The 2,139-nt window shown below is 64.6% G+C and carries 4 protein-coding genes; 2 read left to right on the plus strand and 2 right to left on the minus strand.

The window, feature by feature from the left end; translation table 11 throughout:
- Both J1M87_RS24930 and rfbA read right to left on the minus strand, forming a co-directional pair.
- Nucleotides 1–364 (minus strand): dTDP-4-dehydrorhamnose 3,5-epimerase family protein (locus J1M87_RS24930; protein WP_206492439.1); only part of this gene is annotated, 364 nt, incomplete at its 3' end.
- Entirely contained in the window at nucleotides 361–1,233 is an 873-nt protein-coding gene (gene rfbA, locus J1M87_RS24935) for a glucose-1-phosphate thymidylyltransferase RfbA (protein WP_206492440.1), read from the minus strand. The genes J1M87_RS24930 and rfbA, both read right to left, overlap by 4 nt.
- A gap of 127 nt (nucleotides 1,234–1,360) precedes the next feature.
- Between rfbA and J1M87_RS24940 the strand changes: the two genes are divergently transcribed.
- Entirely contained in the window at nucleotides 1,361–1,894 is a 534-nt protein-coding gene (locus J1M87_RS24940; protein WP_206492441.1) for a maleylpyruvate isomerase N-terminal domain-containing protein, read from the plus strand.
- A 51-nt stretch (nucleotides 1,895–1,945) separates the two neighbouring features.
- Nucleotides 1,946–2,139, plus strand: a 194-nt coding sequence (locus tag J1M87_RS24945; RefSeq protein ID WP_206492442.1) for an NAD-dependent epimerase/dehydratase family protein, incomplete at its 3' end; no start/stop codon positions are given.

Genomic DNA, 2,139 nt, shown 5'->3' on the forward strand with positions numbered 1-2,139 from the left:
GGATGGCGTGGCCGAGTCCTTCGGAGAGGAACACCGCTTTGCGGTCGATGTCGTCGATCAGCACGGAGTCCCATTGCCCGAAGGTGGGTGAGCTCAGGCGTAGGTCGACGATGACGTCGAGGAAGGCCCCGCGGGCGCAGGTGACGTATTTCGCTTGTCCGGGCGGGTTGGTGGTGAAGTGGATGCCGCGTAGCACTCCGGCGGCGGAGACCGAGCAGTTGGCCTGCTTCAACTCGAGCGCTCGGCCGGTCTGCTCTTCGAACGCGGAGGCTTTGAACCATTCGAAGAACACTCCGCGGTCGTCGCCGAACTGGCGTGGGGTGTATTCGTAGGCACCGGCGATGTTCAGTTCTCGGAAGGTCATCGGTTCCCTCGGGCGATCAGGTCCAGCAGGTAGCGGCCGTACCCGGATTTGACGAGCGTTTCCGCGCGCACGCGCAGTTCGTCGTCGGAGATGAACCCGCGTCGCCACGCGACTTCTTCGGGTGATCCGATTTTCAGGCCTTGGCGTTGTTCGATGGTGCGCACGTAGTTGGAGGCGTCGAGCAGGGAGTCGAAGGTGCCGGTGTCGAGCCAGGCGGTGCCGCGGGGCAGTACTTCGACGTGCAGGCGTCCGGCGTCGAGGTAGTGGCGGTTGACGTCGGTGATCTCGTACTCACCACGGGCGGAGGGTGTCAGGTCGCGGGCGATGGCGATGACGTCGTTGTCGTAGAAGTACAGGCCGGGGACGGCGTAGTTCGATTTCGGGACAGTCGGCTTTTCTTCCAACGAGATTGCTCGACGGTCGTCGTCGAATTCGATGACGCCGTAGGCGGTGGGGTCGGAGACTTCGTAGGCGAATACCGCTCCGCCGTCGATGGTCTCGAAGCGGGACAGTTGCGTGCCCAGTCCGGGGCCGTAGAAGATGTTGTCGCCCAACACCAGTGCAGCGGAATCGGTGCCGATGTGCTCGGCGCCCAACACGAACGCCTGCGCGAGACCGTTCGGCTCGTGCTGGACCTTGTAGGTCAGCTCGATGCCGAACTGGGAGCCGTCACCGAGCAGACGCGTGAACTGCTCGGCGTCCTGCGGGGTGGTGATGATCAGGATCTCGCGGATCCCGGCCAGGATGAGCGTCGAGAGGGGGTAGTAGATCATCGGTTTGTCGTAGACCGGCACCAGCTGCTTGCTGACACCCATCGTGATCGGATGAAGCCGCGAACCCGTACCGCCCGCCAGAATGATTCCCCGCATGACCGCGAAGTCTTCCAGACCATGACACCGCCCGCTCGGTTGTACCTGCGTGATTTGCGCAGCGTGACGGGAGCAGGAGTTCTAGGCTCGCTGCATACTCCGCGCCCCACAGAAATCGAGGACAACGATGGTGACGAGCCGCACTCACGTCGATACTGGTATCAGCCAGGTCACCACGCTCCTCGCCGCTGCCACCGGTGATGCTCGTGCGGCGGCGACGCCGTGCGACGAGTGGACCGTAGCCGGCCTGACGGACCACCTGGTGCACACGGCGGGGCAGTTGGTGACGATGGCCCGCGGCGAGGAGGTCGACTGGTCGACCTCTCCGCAATCGGTCGACGACCCGATGCCGCTGTGGACCGAGAGGACCGATGAGCTGCTGGCGGTGATAGACGGCGGATCGCCGCTTCCGCTCGGCATGGTCGCTGCCGAGCTGTCGGTACATGCGTGGGATCTCGCCACCGCGCTCGGACGCGCGACCGATGATTTCGATCAGGCTGTGGCGGAGGAGGGGATGGCGTTCATGTCCGCCAACTTGACCGACGAGCGACGGGTGGGTGCCTTCTATCCGGAGCAACCCGCACCGGCCGGGGCCAATGCGTACGAGCGTCTTGCGGCCTTCGCGGGACGCACTGTCGAGCGGTCCAACCCGAGTCCGTAGGGAAGCTGCGCGTCCAGCCGCGTCGAGCTTCCCCCGGTAAAGTGCCTGTTCATGAGAATTCTCGTCACGGGTGGGGCCGGGTTCATCGGCGCGAACTTCGTTCACCAGACCCTCGCGCAGCGCCCCGACGCCCAGGTGACCGTGCTCGACAAACTCACCTATGCCGGTAACAAGGCCTCCCTCGACTCGGTGGCCGAGCGCATCGAGTTCGTGCACGGCGATATCGCCGACGCAGATCTCGTCGA

This window comes from Rhodococcus sp. KRD162, from assembly GCF_017168335.1.
GTDB lineage: Bacteria > Actinomycetota > Actinomycetes > Mycobacteriales > Mycobacteriaceae > Rhodococcoides.

Bases quoted from the DNA above. Each gene is read 5' to 3' on its own strand.
- rfbA (WP_206492440.1), bottom strand. From the start codon at position 1,233: ATGCGGGGAATCATTCTGGCGGGCGGTACGGGTTCGCGGCTTCATCCG.
- J1M87_RS24940 (WP_206492441.1), top strand. From the start codon at position 1,361: ATGGTGACGAGCCGCACTCACGTCGATACTGGTATCAGCCAGGTCACC.